Origin of the sequence: Tessaracoccus sp. MC1679 (assembly GCF_014164775.1) — a bacterium.
Taxonomy (GTDB): domain Bacteria; phylum Actinomycetota; class Actinomycetes; order Propionibacteriales; family Propionibacteriaceae; genus Arachnia.
This window is the reverse complement of record NZ_JACJGB010000002.1, coordinates 383,987-407,226: the sequence shown is the minus strand read 5'-3', so window position 1 is coordinate 407,226 and position 23,240 is coordinate 383,987. Positions and strand designations below refer to the sequence as shown.

The window sequence follows — 23,240 nt, the reverse complement described above, 5'->3', positions numbered from 1 at the left end:
GCGGATGGGTCAGGTCTCGTCGAGCGCCCGGTCGGTGTACTCCGGAAGGAACCAGGCGGCAACCATCGCCATGCTGAACATCACGCCGAAGAGGGCGAAGAGCGCGGGGCGGCCGAAGCCGGCCACGATCCACGGGACCAGTAGCGGAGCCAGCATCGCCGCGATCCGGCCGAAGGCCGTCGCGGCCCCGGCCCCGGAGGCGCGCATCGCGGTCGGGTACACCTCGGGGGTGATGGCGTAGAGGGCGCCCCAGGCACCCAGGTTGAAGAACGACAGGATGCAGCCGGCCGCCAGCGTGATGGCGAAGGCCGCGGACTCCGAGCCGGGCGCCACGGATTCGGCCACCTGGGGGGCCATGCCGAACGCGAGGGCGCCCACCACGGAGCCGCCGAGGAACGTCACCAGCGTGGGCCGGCGGCCCCACACCTCCACCAGCACCGCCGCGACCGCGTAGCCAGGCAGCTGGGCCAGCGTCATGTACAGCGTGAACTCGAACGACTTCACCAGCGTCATGCCGCCGTCGTAGAGCAGCGTGGGCAGCCAGATGAACGCGCCGTAGTAGGCGAAGTTGATGCCGAACCAGGTCAGCCACAGCGCGACGGTGCGGCGCTTGAACCTGTCCCCCCACAGCTCGCTCTTGTCGACGACGACCGCCTGGAGCGTGACGTCGGGGGCCTTCGCGTCCTCCGGGACGGTGACGCCCGCCTCGCGCTCGAAGTCCGCGACGACGGCCTCGGCCTCGGCGTGGCGGCCCTTGCCCTCCAGGAATCGGACGGACTCGGGCAGGCCGTAGCGGATCACCAGGGAGTAGGCGGCCGGCACGGCGCCGAAGGCCAACGCCCACCGCCAGCCGTTCTCGTTGGGCACCACGAAGAATCCGATGGTGGCCGCAGCGAGCCAGCCGACTGCCCAGAACGACTCCAGCGCCACCACCACGCGCCCTCGGATCCTGCGGGGCGCGAACTCGCTGACCAGGGTGGAGGCCACCGGCAGCTCGGCGCCCAGGCCGAGGCCGACGATGAACCGGAAGATGATCAGCGCGGCCAGCCCGCCGGAGAGTGCGGAGAGGCCGGTTGCCACGCCGTAGACGAGCAGGGTCAGAGCGAACACCTGCCTGCGGCCGATGCGGTCCGCGAGCAGCCCTCCGAGCGAGGCGCCGAACGCCATGCCGACGAACCCCACCGATCCCAGCAGCGACAGCTCCCCGCCGGTGAGGCTCCACTCCTGGGCCAGCGCGGCCATGATGAAGGAGATCAGTCCGATGTCCATCGCGTCGAGCGCCCATCCGACGCCGGAGCCGAAGAGGAGCTTGTTGTGCTTCCGGGTGTAGGGCAGCTCGTCGAGGCGTTGCGTGCGCGTGAGGAGACCAGACATGCCCGCAGTCTAGGGAGCGCGGGACCCTGGTGTGCGGCCGCGGCCAGGCGTGATCCCGCGCGGCGGGCGGTGGGGCAGAATTGGGCCATGCTCACCCTCCGCGGCCTCATCGTCTGTCTGCCCGACGCCCCAACCGACGACCTCGTCGGCGTCGTGGAGGTCCTCATCGAGGAGGGCTTCTCCTTCTTCGCGCTCCCGGTGGGGGCGGACGCCTTTGACGACATGGTGGCCATCTTCGGCGAGCGCGCCACGCTGGGGGCGCTCAGGGTGGCGTCGGTGGACCAGGTCACGGCGGCCTCCGCCGCGGGCGCGCGCTTCGTCTTCAGCGACGTGGCCTCAGGGCGGATCGCGGACGCGGCGTCGGCCCTGGAGCTGCCCTGCTACCTCAGCGCGATGACGCCGACGGAGGTGCGGGCGGCGTTGGACACCTCGGCGACTGGGGTGCTCCTGTACCCCGCTGACGTGATCGGGCACGCCATGGCTCCGCGATTGGCCGAGTTGGGGATGGCGGGTCGCGTGATTCCGCTCGGCGGGCTCGGCGCCTACGCCGCGGGGGAGTGGGGGAAGGCCGGGGCGGCAGCCGCGTGCGTGGACAACGCGCTGCTGGGCGACGCCGTGAGCGGCGGCTCGCTGTCCATGCTGCGTGACCGGTGCGGCTCCTTCCTCACCGTCGAGAAGGCGATGGCCGGTAGGGCCTAGAGATCCTCCGGCATGGCCCGTGCAGGGCGCTGGCCCGGGGGCGCCTCGCCGGCCGGATCTGGGCCGAGCATCCCGTGCAGCGTCTCGGTCTGGCTCAGCGTGTCGTCGAGGAAGTCGATGGAGGTGCCCTCGTCGTCCCCGAGTCGAGAGGCCTTCGCGCCACGGAAGACCATGACCGCCGTGGCGATGAGGGCGGACCCGCCCACCACGACGGAGGCCACGAGGAACCAGGAGACGGGGCCGATGGCATCGGTCGGGGTCGTGGCAGGGGTGGTGTCATCCTCGGAGGGTGAGGGCGAGGCCGACGGTGTGGGCGTGGCAGAGGTCGACGGGGTGGGTGAGCCCGTGGGGGTGGGGGTCGCCGTGGCCACCACGGTGTGCTCGATGGCGATGGCGGCTTGGGCCTTGGCCGCGCTCAGCTGTGCCGTGCCCGCGAAGGACAGGGTCAGGGTGAGTGTGCCGGCGGGCTGCGCTTCGGGAATCGCATAGAGGGCCTCGTAGGCGCCGGTTGAGGTCGTGACGGTGAAGGACTCGTCGACCTGGCCGCCGGCGTCGGCGACGCTGATGCCGGCGGAGCCGATGCCGTTGCCGTTGGCGTCGGTCAGGCGCCCCGTGATGGTGATCACCGAGCCGTTGACGGCGCCGCCGGGGGCCTGGGCGGTGAGGGTCAGCGCGGCCGGCTTGGCGGGCTCCTGAGTGGCCGCGCCGCCGCCGTCGGTGCCCGGCTGCTGGGTGGCGCCGGGTTGTGTCGCGGTGGGCGTGGGCTTCGGCGTGGCGCCGCCGTCGTTTCCGTCGCCGTCGTTTCCGCCGCCGTTGTTCCCGTCATCGTCGTTGTTGTCGGCTGGCGTGCCCACTGTGATGGTGGTCTCGGCCCGGGCTGGGTCCACGCCGCGCGACCCGCCAAACACGACGGCCACCACGTGCTGACCGGCGGCCAGCGTGTCGGGGAGGTCGAAGTTCATGTCGAACTCGCCGTCGTTGTTGGTGCGGTCGGACTCCATCTCACGCCCGTCCATCGTGGCCACCAGGTCTGCCCGCTTCACCGGGTCTCCCTCCGACGTGAGGGTGCCGGCAATCTCGACCTCATCACCCGCGACCGCAAAACTCGCCTTCAGGGTGGAGGGGGCAGCGTGCGCAGGCAGTGCCAGGAGCGCGAAGAGCGACACGAGGGTCGCGGCCAGGGCTGCGCGCACGGGGGTGGGGAGCATCGATGGTTCCATTCCTGCATCAGGTGGGGGAATCGTATCCGACTGCTGAGGATTTGCTGAGGACGACCACTGGGCCGACGCCGGAACGCGGGCTTGCGTTTCGCCGGTCAACACGTATCCTGAGATGAATCTTAAGGTTTCTTAAAGTTCTCAGGGAATGAGGTGGGCATGGCTGGAGCGCGACGTGCCACGATGCCAGGCGACGACGGCGACGTGGTGGAAGTCGCGGGCTCTGTGCCCGCCCGTCGCGCCGCCGGATCGGCTCCGCGCGGTGCCCTGGTGCGTCGCGTGCTGGCGCCGGTGACCTTCCTCGGTGTGGTGGGCCTGGCGGCTGCGGCCATGGCCCTCCCCGGCACCGAAGCCGGCCTCGAGCTGACGGACCCGAGCCTGGCGGCGTCCAGCCCGTTCGGTGTGTCGCGCAACTATGCCCGCCCGTCGCTCACCGCCCCCGTTTCCCCGACGCCCTCCGCGTCCACGAGCGCCGCCGCGTCGCAGACCCCGTCCGCGACACCGACCGCCTCGACAATCCCCAGCGCGACGGCCGCGGAGGTAGCGGCGACGACCGCGACCGCGAGCGTGCCCGCGGCTGTCGAGACGCCCAGCCCCGAGCCCATGGACTACACCGCCATGCGGGAGGGCGCGGGGACCCGCTACACCACGGCCGGCGTCAACCTCCGCGTCGGTCCCGGCGTGGGCTACGACGCCCGCACCACGCTGAGCGAGGGCAGGTCCGTGCAGATCACCGAGTGGGCCGTCGACGGTTGGCGCCAGGTGGTGTGGTCGGAGAAGTCCGGCTGGATCAAGGAAAGCTTCCTGACCGAGACCAAGCCCGTGGTCGCCGCGGCCCCCTCGAAGACCGCGGCCGCATCCGGCGGCAGCTCGTCCGGATTCTCGACGGAGGCGTGCGCAGCGGCCTCCGGCATCGAGTCCGGGCTCACCTCCCGCACCCGCGCGGTCCTGCGGGCGGTGTGCGCCGAGTTCCCGTCAGTGACCAGCTACGGCGGCTACCGCGCGGACAGCGGCTCGTACCACAGCTCCGGGCAGGCCATCGATGTCATGGTCTCAGGTGAGGCCGGCTGGGAGATCGCCAGGTGGGCGCGTGCCAACGCATCGTCGCTGGGTGTCATCGAGGTGCTCTACGCCCAGAAGATCTGGACCGCACAGCGCTCCGGCGACGGGTGGCGCAGCTTCTCCGACCGCGGGAGCGTCAGCGCCAACCACTACGACCACGTCCACATCAGCGTCCGCTGACCCCGGGGGAGGGTGGGCGTTGAGCAAATGGCACGGTTCGCCTATCCCTTGAACGATCAAGACCCCCTGTTTCCGCGTTGAACCCTCCCATTTGCTCAATGCCCACCCCGGGCCCATGGTCGCGGGCGGAGCAGGCCCCCTAGGCTGGGGTCATGATCACTCCGGTTGACGCCACCACCACTGAAGCCTGGGCGGACCTCCGCATCCTCCACGACGCGCTCCTCCCGGACCTGCGCGGCTGGTTCGAGGCGGACCCCAACAGGGCCGCCGAGCTCACCTTCGACATGGCGGACCTCCACATCGACCTCTCCAAGAACCTCATCAACGAGGACGTCGTCGCCGCCCTCCTGCGGCTCGCCGAGCAGGTCAACCTGGCTGACCGCCGCGACGCCATGTTCGACGGCGAGCGCATCAACGTCACCGAGAACCGCTCGGTCCTCCACACGGCTCTGCGGCTGCCGCGCGAGGCGAGCCTGGTCGTCGACGACCAGGACGTGGTGGCCGACGTCCACGAGGTCCTGGACCGGATGTACGCGTTCGCGGACAAGGTCCGCTCCGGCGAGTGGACGGGCGTCACCGGCCAGCGGATCGAAACTGTGGTCAACATCGGCATCGGCGGCTCAGACCTCGGGCCGGTCATGGTCTACGAGGCGCTCCTGCCCTACAAGCAGGACGGCCTCGAGTGCCGCTTCGTCTCCAACATCGACCCCAACGACTGCGCCGAGACCCTCGCGGACCTCGACCCCACCACCACCTTGTTCATCGTGGCCTCGAAGACGTTCACCACGCTCGAGACCCTCACCAACGCCCGGATGGCTCGCGACTGGTTCCTGTCCAGGCTCGCCGAGGCCGGCGTCGTCGAGGACTCCGACGAGGCCCGCCGCGGCGCCATCGCCAAGCACTTCGTGGCGGTCTCCACCGCGCTGGACAAGGTGGCCGCCTTCGGTATCGACCCCGCCAATGCCTTCGGGTTCTGGGACTGGGTGGGCGGCCGCTACTCGGTGGACTCCGCCGTCGGCCTGCCCGTGGCGATCGCCATCGGCCCGGAGGGCTTCCGCGACTTCCTTGCGGGCTTCCATGCCGTCGACGTCCACTTCCGCACCGAGGTGCCCGAGCGCAACGTGCCGCTGCTCATGGGCCTCATGAACGTCTGGTACGTCAACTTCTGGGGCGCCCACAGCCACGCCGTGTTGCCGTACGCGCAGTACCTGCACCGCTTCGCCGCGTACCTGCAGCAGCTCACCATGGAGTCCAACGGCAAGTCGGTGCGCTGGGACGGTACCCCCGTCACCACCGACACCGGCGAGATTTTCTGGGGGGAGCCCGGCACCAACGGCCAGCACGCCTTCTACCAGCTGATCCATCAGGGCACCCGCCTCATCCCGGCAGACTTCATCGCCGTGGCCAACCCGGCGCACCCCACCCTCGACGGTGACACCGACGTCCACGGCCTCTTCCTCGCCAACTTCTTCGCGCAGACCGCCGCGCTGGCCTTCGGTAAGACGGCCGACGAGGTCCGCGCGGAGGGCACCCCGGAGGCAATCGTGCCGGCCAGGGTGTTCACCGGCAACAAGCCCACCACGTCCATCATGGCGCCGGCCCTCACCCCGTCTGTGGTGGGCCAGCTCATCGCGCTGTACGAGCACATCACGTTCGTGCAGGGCATCGTGTGGGGCATCGACTCCTTCGATCAGTGGGGTGTCGAGCTGGGCAAGAAGCTGGCCATGGAGATCGCGCCGGCGGTGCTGGGCAATGCCGCGGCTCTAGCCAAGCAGGACCCGTCCACCCAGTCGCTCGTGCGCTGGTACCGCGATCATCGCCTCTGAGACGCCGGCCGGGGGGCGTGGCAGACGGCGCCGTGCCGCGTTGATCCTCGGCGCCCTGCTGACCCTCGGGCTGGTCCCCGTGGTGGTCAGCGGCGTGCGGGTGGCCTGGCTGTCCCACGGGCGCACCGCCACGGTCCAGACGGTGCCCGCCCGCGACGTCGGTCTCGTTCTGGGTGCCAAGGCAGACAGGGACAGGCCCTCGGCCTTCCTGGCCGCACGCCTGGACCTTGCGCAGCGGCTCTACGAGCAGGGCAGGATCAAGGCCATCCTGGTCAGCGGTGACGGCATGGCGCGATCCAATCACGAGACCGACGTCATGCGCGACTACCTTGTTGAGCGGGGCGTCCCGGCCGAGAAGATCGTGCAGGACCCCGCTGGGTTCGACACCTACGACTCCTGCGTGCGCGCCCGCGACGTGTACGGGGTGCGGGAGCTCACCGTCATCACGCAGGACTACCACCTGGGCCGGGCCATCGCGATCTGCTCGCTGGTGGGCGTCGACGCGGTGGGTGTGGGGGACACGTCGATGCTGCGCCGCTACCCCCTCAACTGGTTCAAGGGCGTGAGCCGCGAGTGGGCGGCCAACCTCAAGATGGAGTGGGACGTGTTCTCTGCGCGCCGGCCCCAACAGGACCCGCCGGACCCGTCGCTCGGGAGTGCCGTCGAGGCCTGATCGGCTCAGCCTTGACCAACCATCCGCGCGAGGTGGTTCTGGCTTAGAATTCATGCTGTTTACAACGATGGAGGAAACCGTGACGCTCACCCTCACCGACCTGCCCGCCGCCGTCCAGGAGGAGGTGGCGCGCACCCGCGAGATCGTCGCCAAGCTGCACGCAGAGCTGCCCCGCTGGGAGCTCGTGGTCTGGACCGCCGGCAACGTCAGCCAGCGCATCCGCTGCGCCGACGCGATCGGCCAGGAACTGTTCGTGATCAAGCCGTCGGGCGTGTCCTACGACGACCTGTCCGCCGATGCGATGGTGGTCTGCACGCTCGACGGCGTGAAGATCAACGACGGCACGCCCGAGAAGCTGCAGCCCTCGAGTGACACCGCCGCCCACGCCTACGTGTACCGCAACCTGGAGCACATCGGCGGCGTGGTGCACACGCACTCCACCTATGCGACGGCGTGGGCCGCGCGCGGGGAGTCCGTGCCGTGCGTGCTGACCATGATGGCCGACGAGTTCGGCGGAGACATCCCCGTGGGCCCGTTCGCGCTGATCGGGGACGACTCGATCGGCCAGGGCATCGTCGAGACGTTGAAGGACTCCCGCAGCCGCGCCGTCCTCATGCAGAACCACGGCCCGTTCACCATCGGCAAGGACGCCCGCGACGCCGTCAAGGCGGCGGTGATGGTCGAAGAGGTGGCGCGCACGGTGCACATCGCCCGCCAGCTGGGTGAGCTGATCCCGATTCCGCAGGAGAAGATCGACTCGCTGTTCGACCGGTACCAGAACGTCTACGGGCAGCCCACCCCCGCCGGCTGAGGTGCCCGCACAGCGGCCTCGAAGACCTCCTCGTCGCTCGTACGACCCGACGAGGCGTCACCAGATGGAGACGCCGCGACCCATCCCGTAGTAGTGCCATCCCGCGTCGCTCCATCGGCGCGGGTTCAGCACATTGCGGCCGTCGATCACGTTGGGGGAGGCCGGCAGCGACACCAGCGCCGCCGGGTCAAGCTCCACGAACTCCCGCCACTGGGTGAGGACCATCACCACGTGGGCGTCGCGCACCGCCTCGTCGACGGTGTCGCTCACGTTGAGCTCCGGCTGCCGTTCGCGGAGCAGATCTCCCGCGGCGGGGTCGACGACGGCGAGCTCCGCACCCCGCGACCACAACCGTCCCGCGATGTCCAGAGCCGGCGAGTCGCGCAGGTCGTCGGTGTCGGGCTTGAACGTGATGCCCAGGACAGCCACCTTCTTGCCGGCCAGACGCCCGCCGACGGCCTGCTCCGCGAGCGAGACAGCATGGTCGCGGCGGCGCCGGTTGATGGCGTCCACCTCGCGCAGGAAGGTGAGGGCCTCGTCAACGCCGAGCTCCCCGGCGCGCGCCATGAACGCCCGGATGTCCTTGGGTAGGCAGCCGCCGCCGAAGCCGATGCCGGCCTGGAGGAACTTCTTCCCGATCCGGTCGTCGTGGCCAATGGCCTCGGCGAGCCTGGTGACGTCTCCGCCCGTGGCGTCGCACAGCTCGGCCATGGCGTTGATGAAGGAGATCTTCGTGGCCAGGAAGGAGTTCGCCGCCACCTTGACCAGCTCGGCGGTCGGATAGTTGGCCACCACCAGCGGGGTGCCCTCCGTGAGCGGACCGGCGTAGCACTCGTCGAGGATCTCCTTGGCGACAGCGCCCCGGGCCAGGTCGTCGGGCAGGCCGTAGACGAGGCGGTCGGGGTGGAGCGTGTCCGCCACCGCGTAGCCCTCACGCAGGAACTCCGGGTTCCACGCCAGCAGCAGGTTCTTGCCGGACTCCGCCAGCGCCACCTCGATCTCCTGCGCGGTGCCCACGGGCACGGTCGACTTCCCGGCCACCAGCACCGGCCGGCCCCCGGCGGGCGCCTCGGCGTGCTCGACGATGGTCTGCACCGCCTGCCGGACGTAGGTCATGTCGGCGCCCAGCCGACCCTGAAGTTGCGGGGTGCCGACGCCGATGAAGTGGATCTCAGCGTCGCGGATCTGGGCCGGGTCGGTGGTGAACCGGAGCCGCCCTGAGGCCACATGCCTGGCAAGCAGCTCGGGGAAGTCCGGCTCGTGGAACGAGGGCTTCCCCTGGGCCAGCAGTGCCACCTTCGCCTCGTCGACGTCCAGCCCGACGACGTCGTGGCCGAGTTCGGCCATGCAGGCCGCGTGCACAGCGCCGAGATATCCGCATCCGATGACAGAGATTCGCATGGCCCTAAGGGTGCCAGACCGGACCCCCACCACAGCCGAGGACACCATGAAGAATGGTCCCATCCGGCTGGCGGGTGCCCCTTTTGGGGCCCCCCGTGGCGGAACCGGCCTGGGCAGGCAATGATGGGGTACGGGTACAACAACGGAGGTTTACATCGTGGAAAACTTGACCGCGCGCGACACCATCGAAAGTGGCAACACGTCGCTCGGCATCGAGCTGGGCTCGACCCGCATCAAGGCCGTCCTCATCGGCCCGGACCACCAGCCGCTGGCCACCGGTGGCCACGAGTGGAAGTCCAAGCTCGAGGGCGGATTCTGGACCTACGACGTCGACGCGGTCTGGGCGGGGCTGCAGGCCGCGTATGCGGACCTGGCGGCGAATGTGCAGGCCAGCCACGGCGTCGCGCTGGAGACGGTGGGCTCTATGGGCTTCTCCGCCATGATGCACGGCTACATGGCCTTCGACGCGGCCGGCGAGCTGCTGGTGCCCTTCCGGACCTGGCAGAACACCACCACGGGCCAGGCGGCCCACGCCCTCACGCAACTGTTCCAGCACAACATCCCGCAGCGGTGGAGCATCGCGCACCTCTACCAGGCATTCCTCGGCGCGGAGGAGCATGTCGGCTCGATCGATTACCTGACCACACTGGCCGGCTACGTCCACTGGCGCCTCACGGGCGAGCGCTCCCTGGGCGTCGGCGATGCGAGCGGCATGTTCCCCATCGACACCACCACCGGCCAGTTCGACACAGACATGCTCGCCCAGTTCGACGACCTCGTGGCGGATCGGGGCTACGGCTGGAAGCTGGCCGACATCCTCCCCGCCGTGCTGCCTGCCGGGCAGAGCGCCGGAGCGCTCACCGACGAGGGCGCCCGCCTGCTTGACCCGTCGGGCCGGCTCCGGGCCGGGATCCCGTTCGCCCCGGCAGAGGGCGACGCGGGCACCGGGATGGTGGCCACCAACTCCGTCGCCCGTCGCACCGCCAACGTGTCCGCGGGCACCAGCATCTTCGCCATGGTGGTGCTCGAGGGGCCGTTGAAGGCCCTCCACGAGGAGATCGACCTGGTCACGACCCCCGCCGGCGACCTCGTCGCCATGGCGCACTGCAACAACGGCGCCGTCGACCTGCAGGCGTGGGTGGGTCTGTTCGGCGAGGCCGCCGCGGCGCTCGGCGCTCAGGTGGACACCAACGCGCTGTTCCAGACGCTCTACACGGCCGCCCTGGACGGCGACGCCGACGGCGGCGGCATGTTGGCCTACAACTACCTGGCCGGCGAGCACGTCGTCGGCCTGGAGGCGGGTCGGCCGATGTTCGTGCGGACCCCGCACAGCTCGTTCACGCTGGCCAACTTCATGCGCACCCACCTGTTCGCGGCGCTCGGGGCGCTGCGGGTGGGGATGGACATCCTGCTCAAGGATGAGGGCGTGGAGCTTGACTCGATGTTCGCCCATGGTGGCCTGTTCAAGACCAAGGGTGTGGCGCAGCGGTTCCTGGCCGCCGCCATGAACACGCCGGTCTCGGTCGGCGAGGTCGCGGGGGAGGGCGGCGCCTGGGGCATGGCGCTACTCGCCGCGTTCCAGCGCTCCGGCGAGGGGCCGCTGGCGGACTGGCTGGCGTCGTCGGTGTTCGGCGGCGCCGAGATCGAGACCGAGCAGCCTGTCCCTGCCGACGTGGAGGGCTTCGACGTCTTCATGGAACGCTACCGCGCAGGTCTCGCGATCGAGAGGGCTGCGGTGGACTCGCTGCACTGAGGCGCGGGCGCTCCCGCTCCGGCCCGCCGAGGGGTGAGGTGCGGAGCCCCGGACCTCACCCCCCAACCACGCAACCCCGCGGAACGCGGGTCGGGTGACGTCGTGGGCGGCGAGGCGGCGAGGCGGCGCCGGCTTGGGGCCGTCGCGCCGTCAATGCGAGAATGTCGCCCATGCAATCCCTCCCCGCGCTCCTCGACACTCGCCTCCGGGACCTCACCGGCGTCGACCCCGAGATGCGTCCGGCCACCAAGCCCCAGTTCGGGCACTTCCAGTCCAACGTCGCGCTGCGCCTCGCCAAGAAGGAGGGGCGCCCGCCCCGCGAGGTCGCCGCAGACATCGTCGCCCGGCTGGACGTCGAGGACCTGTGCGAGCCGCTGGACATCGCCGGCCCCGGCTTCATCAACTTCCGCATGCGCTCCGACGTTCTCGCCGCCGCGGCCACCGCCCTCCTCGAGGATCCCCACGGGGGCCTCAACCCGGTGGCCTACCCGCAGCGCGTGGTCATCGACTACTCGGCCCCCAACGTGGCCAAGCAGATGCACGTCGGGCACCTGCGCACCACCATCATCGGGGACTGCTTCAACCGGGTCCTCAGCGCCCTCGGCCACACCGTCATCCCCCAGAACCACATCGGAGACTGGGGCACGCAATTCGGGATGCTGATCGAGCAGGTCCTCGACGAGGGCATCGATGCCGGTGCGCTCACCCTCGACGAGGCCGACGCCCTCTACAAGCGGGCCGCGGCCCGCTTCCGCGAGGACGAGGAGTTCGCCACCAGGGCCCGCGCCCGCGTGTCGGTGTTCCAGGGCGGCGACGAGGAGTCGCTGGCCATCTGGCGCCAACTCGTCGAGATCTCCAAGCCCGCCTTCAACGAGGCCTACCGCCGCCTCGGCATCCTGCTCACCGACGACGACCTCGCCGGCGAATCCACCTACAACGACGACCTCCCGGTCCTGGTGAAGGAACTCGAAGAGTCCGGGGTCGCGGTGGTCGACGACGGCGCGCTGTGCGTGTTCGTCGAAGGCTTCGAGGCCCCGCTCATCGTCCGGAAGAGCGACGGCGGCTACGGCTATGCCACCACGGACCTCGCGGCCATCCGCCGTCGGGTCCGCGAGCTGAAGGCGGACCGCATCATCTACGTCACCGACGCCCGCCAGGGCGGCCACTTCGCCCAGATGTTCGCCGCCGCCCGCAAGGCCGGCTTCCTCCCCGGCGACGTGACGGCCCAGCACGTCGGCTACGGCATGGTGCTCGGGCGCGACGGCAAGCCGTTCAAGACCCGCGACGGCTCGGCCGCCACCCTCGGCTCCCTGCTGGACGCCGCCGAGGAGGTGGCCGCCCCCAACATCGCGCTGGCCGCCATCAAGTACGCCGACCTCTCCAACGGCCTGCAGAAGGACTACACCTTCGACGCCGAGCGCATGGTGCAGACCACCGGCGACACGGGCCCGTACCTGCAGTACGCGCATGCGCGCGTCAGCCAGATCCTGCGCAAGGCCGAAGCCGAGGGCATCGGCTGGGGCTCGGTGACCACCCTCGACGAGCCGGCCGAGCAGCAGCTGGCCCTCAGGCTGAGCGGCTTCGGTGACGTGGTCGACGAGGTGGCCCAGTCCCTGCAGCCCCACAAGCTGTGCGCCTACCTCTACGACCTGGCCGGCGCGCTGGCCACCTTCTACGAGGCGTGCCCCGTGCTCCGGTCCGAGGGCGACGTGCGCTCCTCGCGGTTGGCGCTGTGCGCGGCCACGCAGCAGGTGCTCGCCCGCGGCCTGCACCTTCTGGGGATCGACGCGCCAGAGCGCATGTGACGCCCCGACGGCGGGCCACCCTGATGGGTGCCCGCCGTCGAAGCGTTGGTGTGTGGTCTGAGGGCTACTCGGTGTCTGCCACGTCGGCCGGGTTGGCGTCTGCCACCGCCGGGATCATCGACAGCACGTCGGGGTGCTCGACGGCGTCCTTCGCGGCAAGCGCCGCGCCGATGATGCCGGCCCGGTTGCGCAGCTTCGCCGGAACCATGGGGGTCTTCAGGTTCAGGAGGGGGCCCCACTTGTCCCAGTCCTTCGAGACGCCACCGCCCGTGACGAAGAGGTCCGGGGAGAACAGCATCTCGAGGTGGCTGTAGTAGGGCTGGAGGCGCTCGGTGGCCCACTCCTCGTAGCTGAGCCCCTCCTTGTCCTTGATCGACGACGCGGCGCGCTTCTCGGCGTCGTAGCCGTCGAGCTCGATGTGGCCGAGTTCCGCATTCGGGATGAGGACACCGCGGTAGATGATCGCCGCGCCGATGCCGGTGCCCAGCGTGGTGAGGATGACCAGGCCCGGGTGGTCCTTCGCGGCGCCGAAGTGCACCTCGGCGAGACCCGCGGCGTCGGCGTCGTTGACGAGGACCACCTTGCGGCCCAGCTTGTCCTCGAAGTACTCGTCGGCCTTGAACCCGCTCCACTTCTGGTCCAGGTTGGCCATGAACGGCACCCGCCCGTGCAGCACCGGCGCGGGGATGGTCAGGCCCACCGGGTTGTCGCCGATGACTCCCGCGAAGTGCTCGATGATCTCGCCGACCACGGCGGCGACGGCCTTCGGGGTGGACTTCTCGGGAGTGGGGATCCGCAGGCGGTCAGCCGCGAAGTCTCCCCGCTCCAGATCAACGGGCGCGCCCTTGATGCCCGAACCGCCAACGTCGATACCCAGGAAGATGCTCATGCGCGAAATCGTAGCGTGAGCGCCACCGGTGAAGGCAGCGGCTTCCGGATCAGGCTACCGAGACAGCGGCACGGGCCGCCCGGCCACGGGCCAGCTGCTCGTCGAACAGCCGCCGTGCCACCGAATCATCCAGGTGGTACAGGCGCAGCGACACCGGCCCGTCGGTGGTGTGCACCGCGATGGTGGCGAGCCTCAGCTTCCGCTGGACGGGGCCCTGGTGCAGCGACAGGGACTGCATCCGTCGGTGCGGCACGATCGACATCGCGTGCTCGATGAGCCCGTGATGGGCCACCAGCACATCCTCGCCCACCCCCCACGTGTGCTGCGCGTGGGAGAAGGGGGTGAGCCAGCGCGCCCGGTTCGGCTGCGGGGTCGGCTGGATCAGGTTCAGGTTCATCTCCGGCCAGATGGCGTGCAGCACTGTCATGACGTCGGGCCATTTCCCGAACGGGAGCACGATCGAGTTCGACGAGCCGCTCTCCTCGCCGGCCGGATCTCCGTAGCCGAGCACTGTGACCGTCACCCGGTACAGCCCGGTGAGGCGCTGCAGCAGGTCCTGGTGGATGACCACCCCCTGGATCCGGTCCGGGCGCAGCCCCTGGGCGGTGGTGGACCCGAGCCCCCGGGAGATGCGCAGGGTGTCCCCCCGACGCGTCATCCGGAACCCCCAGTTGCGGCCCACGTTGGACCACGCCCACCCGCCGAAGGCCAGCAGGGCGCCGAAGGCGGTGATCGACGTCTCGGACCAGAGCGACATCCCCACCACGAGGCCGGCCACCAGCAGGGCGGCCACGGCGGGCGAGGACACCGCAGTGCCCAGGATCAGCGTGGCCGGGGTGACGGCGTGGATCAGGTCTTCCGGCTCGTCGCCGGCCGTCGATGACGCAACGGCCTCTGGTGCCTCGATGCCGTCGGGTGTCGAGACGGGCACGCGTCCGCGCCTGGCCAGGCTCATCCGGGCCAGCAGATGCTCGCGCAGCGATTCGGCCCGCGACTTCGTGAGGAAAGCCAGCGTCAGGCCGCCGGCACCGCCCACGTCGATGTGCACCTTCGCGAGGCCGAGGAGCCGCGCGACGAGGGGCTGGGCGATGTCCACCGACTGCACCTTCGTGTAGTCCAGCCTCGACGACGAGCGCGAGATGAACGCCCGCTCCACGCGGAACTCCTCATCGTCGACGATGAACGCCGTGGTCTTCCACGCGAAGACGCCGTACACCCCGGCCACCAGGGCCGCACCCAGCGCCATGAGGCCGAAGAGAAGCGCCTGCCTCGACAGGTCCGCCAGTCCGTTGTCCAGCTCCCGGACCAGGAACACCAGCGACGCCGCCAGCACGATCCCGCTGTGCGCCAGACCGGTCAGCGGGCTGGGATGCTCCACCACCTTGGGGGGCGCATCCGGGACCGGGACGACGGGCACTGGGGTGAAATCGGTCATCAGATCCCGGCCTGCTGGGTCTCCCCGCGCTCGATGAGACGGTTGCGCAGCGCCGCCGCATCGTCTGGGGCGAGGCCGGGAATGGACACGCTGCCCTGCGTCGAGGAGGTGATCATCTCCACCGTCGCCAGCTTGAACAGGCGGTCGATCGGGCCCGAGTGGAGCTGGACCAGCTGCATCCGGCCGTAGGGCACGCAGACCAGGCGGCGGTAGAAGAGGCCGCTGGTGAGGTAGACGTCCGTGTCACGCTCGGCGTAGCCCCACCGTCGGAAGGCGCGCGGAGCGCGGATGAGCCGCCAGGAGAGCAGCGCCGCCCAGACGGCCACCACCGCCCAGCCCAGCCACGACGGGCCGAACAGGAAGGCGACGACGGCCGGGGCCACGAACATCAGCGTCCACACCACGGGGATGAGGATCAGCTTCATCCGGAGATAGTTGGGGGAGAGGCGCTGCCAGTGCGTGTCCGGCGGGGCGAAGAGGGTCTCGCTCACCGGATGAACCGCTCGTAGCGGCGGCGGTCCATACCAGGCCCGTACACCTTCAGCTCGCCCATGAACACCGTGCCGATCAGATTGATCCGGATGCCGTCCGGGCGGGGCATCAACCCCTGAACCTTCGATTCGGCCATGATCAGACTCATCCCCGACAGGTTCACGTCCACGCCCTCAGGCACGCGGATCTTCACCTCGCACAGGCCGCCGCCGACGTGCAGGGTGACCTCGCGCTGTTCGAAGGCCGCCCCGATCAGATCCAGGCGGATCTCGCCCAGCCAGGCGTTGAGCTGGACGGAGGAGCCCACCAGGGCCACGCGGCCCGGGTTGTAGGTGGACATGAAGGAGTTGCCGCCGGTGAAGGCGCCGGCGGTGAGGACGCCGTAGGCCGGGGCGGCGGGAACGTGCGGGGTGGGCTGGGGCGCTGGTGTCGCGGCGTAGTGGGGCATCGGCGCGGGCGGAGCGGGCCTGTCGAACGCGACGAGGTCTGTGGTGAGCGAGTTGAGGTCGCCGAACGTCTTCGCGTCGTACGCGCGGGCGATCCGCTCGGCATGCTCGTCGAAGGTGAGCCGCCCGTCGGCGTAGGCGGTGTTGAGCAGCGTCGCGACGACCTCGCGGTCCTGGTCTGCGCAGCGCAGCACATCGAGGCGGTTGGGTTCGGACATGCCCCCAGTCTAGGACCGTCTCACTCCACCCTCCCCGCCCCCACCGCCCGCCGCACTGCTGTCCCGTCTCGTCGCTCGCGCTCCTCGCACCTCAGTGGCCAGAGGCACGCGCCCGGAGGCTCGACGTGAGTTGTCCGTGAGGGTGTGGGACGGCAGGGCGGCTGCGCGCAGGGATGCCCAGCCCGACGATCGCCCGGCTGGCGTCCCGCCTGCGACGGACCCGAACCCAGGCCGCCCTGTCGGCGCAGGCCCGGGGCCGGCCACGCCACGGCCGAACGAGTGCGGGGAGACGTGGGACGAGGCCCGGGCGGCCTCAACTACCCGAGCCGGGACCGGCTCGCGGTCAAGAGCCAGAGTGTGGTCAAGGGCCGCACGGGCCTCGTGTCAGGGCTCCCGGCACCTGCAGGGGAGCCCTACGAGCGCCGCGGCGGGGGACGTGAGTTGGTCTGTGAGGGGGCGCGGGCACAGCGCGCGGCCGTGGAATCACCCCGCCGAGGACCTCCCGCTCGGTAGGGTTGGGCCAGACACGAGGAGGCCTGTCATGGGTGCGAACAAGCGAGTGGGAATCCTGACCGCCGGCGGCGATTCGCCCGGCCTGAACGCCGCCATCCGGGGTTTCGGAAAGTCCGCGATCGGCGAGCACGGCATGGAGCTGATCGGTTTCCGCGACGGCATCCGCGGGCTCGCCGAGGACCGCTGGCAGGTTCTCGACGCCTCCGCACTGTCCGGCATCCTCACCATCGGGGGCACCGTGCTCGGCACGTCGCGTGACAAGCCGCACAAGATGATGGTCGACGGCGAGGTCCGCGACATGGTGCCCACCATCATCGAGAACTTCGAGAAGAACAAGCTGGACGCGTTGGTGTGCATCGGCGGCGGCGGCACGGCCAAGAACGCCAACCGGCTGATGCAGGCGGGCCTCAACGTCATCCACTTGCCCAAGACCATCGACAACGACATCGCCCACACCGATACCAGCTTCGGCTTCTCCACGGCGCTGGGCATCGCGACGGAGGCCATCGACCGCCTTCATTCGACGGCCCACTCGCACCACCGCGTGATCATCGCCGAGATCATGGGCCACAAGGCCGGCTGGCTGGCGCTCGGGTCGGGGATCGCCGGCGGCGCGGACATCATCCTCATCCCCGAGATCCCCTACGACATCGACTCGATGGCCGCCTCCATCAAGAAGCGCGCGGACTCCGGCCGCAACTTCTCCGTGATCGCCATCGCCGAGGGCGCCCGCGACATTCAGGACACCGCGGACCTGCAGGCGGCCGAGGCGCTGAAGAAGGCCGCGTCCTCGCCGGAGGCCAAGTCGGCCGCTGCGGCCCACAAGGCCTCCATCGAGGCAAGCCACCGCGACAACGCGTTCAAGGTGGCCACCGCACTTGAGCAGGCCACGGGCCTCGAGTCCCGCGTCACCATCCTCGGCTACGTCCAGCGCGGCGGCATCCCGGACGCCAACGACAGGCTGCTGGGCACCCTGCTCGGCTCAGCGGGCGCGGACCTCGTCGCTGCGGGGGAGTACGGCGTGACGGTGGCGTCGCAGGCAGGCGAGGCGGTCCCCGTGCCCTTGGGTGAGGTGGCTGGAAACCTGAAGGTCGTGCCCAGGGATCACGCCTGGATCAGAGCCGCCCGGGGAGTGGGCACCGGACTCGGGGACTGATCTGCAGGAATCTATCCAGAGCGCGGCTTCTGTGTATATCCACAGATAGCGCGCTCTGGATAGATTCCTGCAGGGCCCGGCCGCGGCGCCACCGACTGAAGTGGGTAGATCAGCGGGTGGCCTCGGCCAGCAGCTCGAGGATGTGCACGTAGGTGCGGCCCGTCGCCCGCGACATCGCGATCTCGCACGTCCGGTTGAGCGACGCGTAGGCGAAGAACCCGTCCTTGACCTCCGCAGCCTGGTCCCGGGTTGCGCTCTCGGTCAGCTCGGGGTGCAGCAGGCCTCGGTCGCCGGCGAACCCGCAGCAGCCCCACGACGGCGGCACCGTCACCTCGTCGTCGCTGATGAACTCTGCGATCCGGCGCAGATCGTCGTTGACGTCCATCCGCGTCGACGAGCAGGTGGGGTGCAGCACGAGCGACGGCAGGGAGCGGGTCACCTCCAGGCGCGGCAGCAGCTGCTGAGCGGCGAACGTCACCACGTCCACGACGGTGGGCGTCCAGCCCTCCGTCATGCGCGTCAAGGCGTCCGTGCAGCTGGAGGCGTCCACCACGACGGTGGCGTCGCCGCCCCATTTGAGCGCCGAGCGGACGCGGCGCTGCATCGTGTCGTAACCGTCGGTGTAGCCCTTGGCCCTCCAGGGCGAGCCGCAGCACAGCGCCTCGGCGTCGAGCAGCGACACCGGCACGCCCGCCCGCACGCACAGCTCGTTGAAGGCGGAGAACACGCCCTGCCCCGTCGGGGCGAACATCGTCTGCAGGCAGGACGGGAAGTACACGGCCGCGACGCCGGGGCGGGGACGGTCGCGGCGACGGGGCCTCCTGCGCAGCCCGGAGCCCCGGGGGAGGTCCTCGTCGTACCCGGGGATGGCGTCCTCGCCCAGCGCCCTGCGCCCGAGCCTGGTGGCGGCGGTGGCCAGGGGCCCCGTCGACTTCGCCACGGTGAGGGCGGCCGAGCCCATCCGCGTGGCCAGGCCCCACGTGCGGGCTGCCTGATTCCACGCGCGCCTCTCGACGCCGCCCACCCGCTCCTCGCGCTGCCGGCGGACCAGGTCACCGGTGTTGATGCCTAATGGGCACGCCACCTCGCACATGCCGTCGACGGCGCACGTGTCGATGGCCGCATAGTCGTACTCCTCGGCCACCTGACGCAGGAGCTCCACGTCGTCCTTCCGGGCGGTCAGCTCGCGGCGCAGCACGATCCGCTGCCGGGGCGTGAGGGTGAGGTCCCGTGACGGGCACACCGGCTCACAGAAGCCGCACTCGATGCACGCATCGACCTCGGGCTCGATGGTGGGCATGAGCTTGAGGTCCTTGAGGTGCGCATCCGGGTCATCGGAGATGAGGACGCCCGGGTTGAGCACCCCGGCCGGGTCGAACAGGTGCTTGATCTCGCGCATCACCTCATACAGCTCGTCGCCGTATTGGTCGCGCAGGAAGGGCGCCATGGCGCGCCCGGTGCCGTGCTCCGCCTTGAGGACCCCGTGGTGGCGGAGGGTGAGGCGCACCAACTGGCGGGTGAACTTGCGGTAGCGCAGAAGGCCGGCGGGGTCGTCGAAGCGCTCGCTGAGCAGGAAGTGGATATTGCCGTCGCGGCCGTGCGCGAACAGCGGCGCGTCGTCGTACCCGTGGCGCTGAAGGAGGTCCGCGAGGTCGCGGCAGGTGGCGGCGAACTCCTTCGGGGGCACGCAGATGTCCTCGAGCAGGGTGGTGGAGCCTGAGGGGCGGGCTCCGGCGACCAGCGCGTACAGCCCGCGGCGCAGCTCGACGAGTGCGTTGCGGTGGCGGACCTCCGTGGTCAGCTCCACGCTGCCCACCACGTCGAGCCCGGTGAGCTCGGCTGCTGCCGCGTCGAGGCGCGCGGCCAGGACCTGCTCGTCCACCTCGTGCAGCTCGACGAGCAGCGCGGCCTCGGTGGTCAGCTCACGTTCGCGGAGCAGCGCCGGTGCCCCGGGCTGCGTGCGCGCCACGCGGAGCGAGGCGGCGTCCATCAGCTCGATGGCCTCGAATCCGTGCTCGACGAGCCCCTGCACCGCGGCGGTGGCGGCGTCGAGGGTGGGGAACAGCGCCAGCGCGGCCGCCGTGTGCGGGGCCAGGGGAACCGTGCGGAACGTGGCCTCGGCCACGAAGCCGAGCGTGCCCTCGTTGCCGATGAGGAGGTGCGCGATGATGTCGACGGGGCGGTGGAACTCGAGCAGCGCGTTCAGGCCGTACCCCATGGTGTTCTTGATGGCGAACAGCCGGTTGATGTCCGCGATGGACGACGGTGTGGTCCGCAACCGCTTGCGCAGCATGTGCAGCCCGCCCACCAGGGGGGTCTCCTCGAGACGGAGAGTGATGTCCGCCGTCGGGTCTGCGGTGTCGACGATCCGGCCGCTGGGCAGCACGAAGACCATGGATTCGAGGGTGTGGTAGCTGTTCTGCGCCACGCCGGAGAGCATGCCGCTGGAGTTGTTGGCGACGATGCCCCCGATGGTGCAGGCGATGTCGCTGGTGGGGTCCGGCCCGAGGCGACGCCCGTGGCGCGCCAGCCGGGCGTTGACCGCGCGGAGCGTCGCTCCGGCCCCCGCGCGGACGCGGGCGCCGCCGTCGAGGACCTCGATGTCGCGGAAGTTGCGGCGCACGTCGACGAGCAGGCCCGACGTGATGGCCTGCCCGCAGAGGCTGGTGCCGCCGGCCCGGAAGGTGATCGGCTGGCGGGTCTCCACGGCGTGGACCATGAGCGCCGCCACGTCCTCCACGGTCTCCGGGGTAACCACGCCGGAGGGCATGAGGAGGAAGGGGGAGGCGTCGTGGGCCATGGCGAGGCGGGTGATGGCGCGCTGATCCGGCTCGATTCCGGTCTGTGCCCTAGCCACGTCGCTCAGCCTACCCAGGGTGGGGTGGCGAGTCCGAGAGGCCGGTTGGAGGAGGGCACGATTTCTTTGCTAACCTAGGGCCCACGCGGGCGTAGCTCAATGGTAGAGCGCTAGCTTCCCAAGCTTGATACGCGGGTTCGATTCCCGTCGCCCGCTCCACAGCGGCATTTTGGCCTCATGCGTCGACGGCCTTGGCCGATTCCTCGATCTCGTGGCGCTTGTCGCTGACCGTGTCCTCGAACTTGCTGAACAGGAACGACGCGACGGTGCCCACCACCAGCATGGCCACCGCGAACAGCACCGCGGTGGTGAGGCTCAACCCGCTCGATTCCAGACCCTCCGCCGAGAAGGCGGGGAACACGACCGTGGGGAAGATCGCCAGGGATGAGCCGATCACCATGCCCAGGATGAAGTGGTACATGCCGCCGAAGTAGCGGTCGAACAGCCACGCGGCACCCTTCGCGAGGAGCAGGACGCAGGCCACCACTCCCAGGAACAGGGGAATGGTCACCGCCAGGTCGAAGTCCTTGATGCCGGTGGCCATCTTGTCGTAGAGGCCGAAGTAGATGAGGAAGTTCGACGGCGACATGCCCGGCACGATGACGCCCAGGCCGATCAGTGCGCCGGAACCGAACCAGACGGGGATGCTTGGCGGCACCTGGACCAGCATCTGGCCGCCCGCGAGCATGAGCAGGAAGATCCCGGCGGCGGCGGCGCCCATGATCGCCAGGTGCGTGGGCGTGCGCCCGTGACGGCCGGCCTGCCGGTACAGCGACGGGAACGTACCGATCACGAACCCGATGAACAGGCAGGTGAACTGCGCCGCGTAGGAGGCGAAGGCGGCCTCCACCACGACGGAGAAACCCAGCACGCCGATCCCCATGCCGATCCCGATGGGGATGAAGAACAGCACGTTGCGCACGAAGTGGTGACGGACGTTGGCGAGGAACCGGATCATCGGGTCGTAGAGTCCGAAGATCACCGCCAGAACGCCGCCCGACAGCCCGGGCAGGATGGCGCCGACGCCGACCGCGATCCCCTTCAGCAGCCGAGCGAGCCACGAGCGGGGGGAGTCCGGCCGGTCGACGACCGACTCGCGGTGGGTGTGTGCGGTCATGGGCGCCTCTTCTCTGTCTTCAAGGCTCCCACCCTACGTTCCGGCTTGGCGCGTGCCAATCTGCGGCCGCCGCGTCCACACCCGCCCCACCGTCGAGCCGACGCCATCAGCTGTGCACGACACGCCGTCGGAACCGTCGGTCGGGTTCCCCTGCGACGACGGGGCGCGCGACACGCGGCGTTTCGTGCACGACCCCGCCCAGCCCCCTCGGGCTAGGCTCGACTCCGTGCTCCACATCGTGCCGCTCCCGTTGCCCGACACCCACACCGAGCCGTCGTGGCGGGATCTCTGCACGCTCATCCGCGCCAACGAACGCGAGCTCATCGGCGGCCCGCAGTGGGACGTCGACGACGAATCCCACCTCGCCTCCGAGCGGGAGGACACCGAGTCTGTGCACCGGCGGTGGCTGGCCTACGTCGACGGCGCCCCGGCGGGCTTCCTCGCGGCCGGGACCTCGCTCGTCGACTCCCCGGACAGCGCCACCGTCGCCGTCTACGTCCTCCCCGAACACCGCAGCCGGGGCGTGGCCACCGCACTGATCGAGTCCTTCAAGGCCGACCCGCCGCCAGGCCTGACCAGGGTGAAGGCGTGGGTGGAGACCCCCATCAGCGACGGCGCCACGCTGTCTCCGCCGTCGGGCCACGGCGCGATAGACCCGGACCATCCCGGTGTGCGCCTCGCCCTCAAACACGGACTGAGACTCGGCATCGTCGAGCGGGTCAGCCGCTACGACTTCGCGACCCCGCTGGTGGACCCGGCTGGGGCCCTCGCCGAGGCGCAGGCCAGGGCGGGAGACGAGTATGAGGTGCTCGCCTGGGAGGGGCCGTCCCCCGAGGAGCTGCTGGCCGGCCAGGCGGTGCTGAAGGAGCGGATGGCCGTGGACCAGCCGCTGGGTGACCTCGCCGTCGTCGAGACCACCTGGGATGCCGCCAGGCTCCGGGAGCGCGAGCGCGTGACCCTGCTGACCAACCGGCTCTTCCACGCCGTCGTCCGACACGTGCCCAGCGGGACTGTCGCGGCGGTCAGCGAGATGGTCCTGGACCGCAGCAATCCCGAGGCGTTCGTGGATCAGTACGACACGATCGTGCTCCCCGAGCACCGGGGCCGCCGCCTCGGGATGCTGGTGAAGGCTGCCAACCTCCTGCAGGTGCGGCAGACGGTCCCGACGGCTACGTCGATCGTCACCTGGAACGCGGCCGAGAACCGGTACATGCTCGACGTCAACGAGGCGCTGGGGTTCTACCCCATCCTGATCAGCGGGGGCTTCGAGGCGCAGCTCTCATCCGGGGGAGACCTGCCCTGAGCGCTCTCGGCCC

General features: G+C 70.2%; 18 protein-coding genes and 1 tRNA gene. 10 read left to right on the top strand and 9 right to left on the bottom strand.

Annotated elements, in window-relative coordinates; translation table 11 throughout:
* Window positions 1-9 precede the first annotated feature (9 nt).
* Window positions 10-1,374, bottom strand: coding sequence for an MFS transporter (locus H5398_RS05110; RefSeq protein WP_182799229.1), 1,365 nt, complete (start codon window positions 1,372-1,374; stop codon window positions 10-12).
* Between the two features lie 87 nt (window positions 1,375-1,461).
* On the opposite strand from H5398_RS05110, the gene H5398_RS05105 reads away from it, so the two are divergent.
* A complete protein-coding gene (locus tag H5398_RS05105) occupies window positions 1,462-2,073 on the top strand; it encodes a hypothetical protein (RefSeq protein WP_182799228.1) in 612 nt (203 codons plus the stop codon).
* Here the strand turns inward: H5398_RS05105 and H5398_RS05100 are convergent.
* The gene (locus tag H5398_RS05100) at window positions 2,070-3,281 is read right to left on the bottom strand and encodes a carboxypeptidase-like regulatory domain-containing protein (protein ID WP_182799227.1); all 1,212 of its coding nucleotides are present in this window, start codon (window positions 3,279-3,281) and stop codon (window positions 2,070-2,072) included. The two genes, H5398_RS05105 and H5398_RS05100, sit on opposite strands and share 4 nt — an antisense overlap.
* Before the next feature lie 168 nt (window positions 3,282-3,449).
* Between H5398_RS05100 and H5398_RS05095 the strand changes: the two genes are divergently transcribed.
* From H5398_RS05095 to H5398_RS05080, 4 genes are all read left to right on the top strand, one after another.
* Complete coding sequence (locus tag H5398_RS05095; RefSeq protein ID WP_182799226.1) at window positions 3,450-4,532, top strand: SH3 domain-containing protein; 1,083 nt, start codon at window positions 3,450-3,452, stop codon at window positions 4,530-4,532.
* Window positions 4,533-4,684: 152 nt separating this feature from the next.
* A complete protein-coding gene (gene pgi, locus H5398_RS05090; protein WP_182783354.1) occupies window positions 4,685-6,358 on the top strand; it encodes a glucose-6-phosphate isomerase in 1,674 nt (557 codons plus the stop codon).
* Window positions 6,359-6,398: 40 nt separating this feature from the next.
* Window positions 6,399-7,031, top strand: a complete 633-nt coding sequence (locus tag H5398_RS05085) for a vancomycin high temperature exclusion protein (protein ID WP_182799225.1) — start codon at window positions 6,399-6,401, stop codon at window positions 7,029-7,031.
* A 100-nt stretch (window positions 7,032-7,131) separates the two neighbouring features.
* On the top strand, window positions 7,132-7,842 hold the full coding sequence (locus H5398_RS05080; RefSeq protein WP_255443571.1) for an L-ribulose-5-phosphate 4-epimerase: 711 nt from the start codon (window positions 7,132-7,134) through the stop codon (window positions 7,840-7,842).
* A 57-nt stretch (window positions 7,843-7,899) separates the two neighbouring features.
* Here H5398_RS05080 and H5398_RS05075 read toward each other — a convergent pair whose 3' ends face one another.
* On the bottom strand, window positions 7,900-9,243 hold the full coding sequence (locus H5398_RS05075; protein ID WP_182799224.1) for a UDP-glucose/GDP-mannose dehydrogenase family protein: 1,344 nt from the start codon (window positions 9,241-9,243) through the stop codon (window positions 7,900-7,902).
* A 157-nt stretch (window positions 9,244-9,400) separates the two neighbouring features.
* Between H5398_RS05075 and H5398_RS05070 the strand changes: the two genes are divergently transcribed.
* The gene (locus H5398_RS05070) at window positions 9,401-10,996 is read left to right on the top strand and encodes an FGGY-family carbohydrate kinase (protein WP_182799223.1); all 1,596 of its coding nucleotides are present in this window, start codon (window positions 9,401-9,403) and stop codon (window positions 10,994-10,996) included.
* A 170-nt stretch (window positions 10,997-11,166) separates the two neighbouring features.
* A complete protein-coding gene (gene argS / locus H5398_RS05065; RefSeq protein WP_182799222.1) occupies window positions 11,167-12,801 on the top strand; it encodes an arginine--tRNA ligase in 1,635 nt (544 codons plus the stop codon).
* Window positions 12,802-12,865: 64 nt separating this feature from the next.
* On the opposite strand, the gene ppgK is transcribed toward argS, so the two are convergent.
* From ppgK to H5398_RS05045, 4 genes are read right to left on the bottom strand one after another with little or no spacing between them, the layout of a single operon-like run.
* The gene (gene ppgK / locus H5398_RS05060) at window positions 12,866-13,690 is read right to left on the bottom strand and encodes a polyphosphate--glucose phosphotransferase (protein WP_182799221.1); all 825 of its coding nucleotides are present in this window, start codon (window positions 13,688-13,690) and stop codon (window positions 12,866-12,868) included.
* A 49-nt stretch (window positions 13,691-13,739) separates the two neighbouring features.
* The gene (locus H5398_RS05055) at window positions 13,740-15,125 is read right to left on the bottom strand and encodes a PH domain-containing protein (protein ID WP_182799220.1); all 1,386 of its coding nucleotides are present in this window, start codon (window positions 15,123-15,125) and stop codon (window positions 13,740-13,742) included.
* Window positions 15,125-15,616: a PH domain-containing protein gene (locus H5398_RS05050; protein WP_182781947.1), complete on the bottom strand. Its 492-nt coding sequence runs from the start codon at window positions 15,614-15,616 to the stop codon at window positions 15,125-15,127. Before H5398_RS05050 ends, H5398_RS05055 begins: the two co-directional genes overlap by 1 nt.
* Window positions 15,613-16,281 carry a DUF1707 domain-containing protein gene (locus H5398_RS05045; RefSeq protein WP_182799219.1) on the bottom strand — a complete coding sequence of 223 codons (669 nt, stop codon included), beginning with the start codon at window positions 16,279-16,281 and terminating at the stop codon, window positions 15,613-15,615. The genes H5398_RS05050 and H5398_RS05045 overlap by 4 nt, the downstream gene beginning before the upstream one ends.
* 541 nt (window positions 16,282-16,822) lie before the next feature.
* Here H5398_RS05045 and H5398_RS05040 point away from each other — a divergent pair.
* The gene (locus tag H5398_RS05040; protein ID WP_182799218.1) at window positions 16,823-17,950 is read left to right on the top strand and encodes a 6-phosphofructokinase; all 1,128 of its coding nucleotides are present in this window, start codon (window positions 16,823-16,825) and stop codon (window positions 17,948-17,950) included.
* A gap of 109 nt (window positions 17,951-18,059) precedes the next feature.
* Here the strand turns inward: H5398_RS05040 and H5398_RS05035 are convergent, their stop codons facing one another.
* Window positions 18,060-20,807, bottom strand: coding sequence for an FAD-binding and (Fe-S)-binding domain-containing protein (locus tag H5398_RS05035; protein WP_220489135.1), 2,748 nt, complete (start codon window positions 20,805-20,807; stop codon window positions 18,060-18,062).
* Between the two features lie 85 nt (window positions 20,808-20,892).
* On the opposite strand from H5398_RS05035, the gene H5398_RS05030 reads away from it, so the two are divergent.
* Window positions 20,893-20,966: transfer RNA gene (locus H5398_RS05030), tRNA-Gly, on the top strand.
* A 16-nt stretch (window positions 20,967-20,982) separates the two neighbouring features.
* Here H5398_RS05030 and H5398_RS05025 read toward each other — a convergent pair.
* Complete coding sequence (locus H5398_RS05025) at window positions 20,983-21,924, bottom strand: DUF368 domain-containing protein (protein WP_182799217.1); 942 nt, start codon at window positions 21,922-21,924, stop codon at window positions 20,983-20,985.
* A 226-nt stretch (window positions 21,925-22,150) separates the two neighbouring features.
* Between H5398_RS05025 and H5398_RS05020 the strand changes: the two genes are divergently transcribed.
* Window positions 22,151-23,227 carry a GNAT family N-acetyltransferase gene (locus H5398_RS05020; protein WP_182799216.1) on the top strand — a complete coding sequence of 359 codons (1,077 nt, stop codon included), beginning with the start codon at window positions 22,151-22,153 and terminating at the stop codon, window positions 23,225-23,227.
* Window positions 23,228-23,240: the final 13 nt, after the last annotated feature.